1 protein-coding gene is annotated in these 255 nt (G+C 59.6%); it reads right to left on the bottom strand.

Features of this window, described 5'->3' with window-relative positions; genetic code table 11:
* Positions 1-255, bottom strand: a 255-nt coding sequence (locus R0J88_RS21665) for a hypothetical protein (RefSeq protein WP_410901128.1), incomplete at both ends; no start/stop codon positions are given.

Here is a 255-nt window from a genome sequence, read left to right as displayed (position 1 = left end):
ATCATGGTCATGATCGTGGTGATGGTGCGCGTGGTCGTCTTCCGCGAGGAAATCAGGATCGATCTCGAGCTTCGCGTTCAGGTTGAAGCCGCGCAGGTCGAAGATTTCCTTGATGTCGGCTTCGCCGAAGTTCACGACCTTGACGGTCGCCTTCGGGTTCATGTGCAGCAGGCGGTGCTTGAGCGCCGCGACGGTTTCGTCGTCGACCAGATCCGACTTCGTGATGAACAGGCGATCGGCGAAGCCGACCTGGCG

The organism is Pseudoalteromonas sp. SIMBA_162 (assembly GCF_046535955.1).
In the GTDB taxonomy this organism is placed as follows: domain Bacteria; phylum Pseudomonadota; class Gammaproteobacteria; order Enterobacterales; family Alteromonadaceae; genus Pseudoalteromonas; species Pseudoalteromonas marina.
This window is presented reverse-complemented; position numbering and strand designations above follow the sequence as displayed.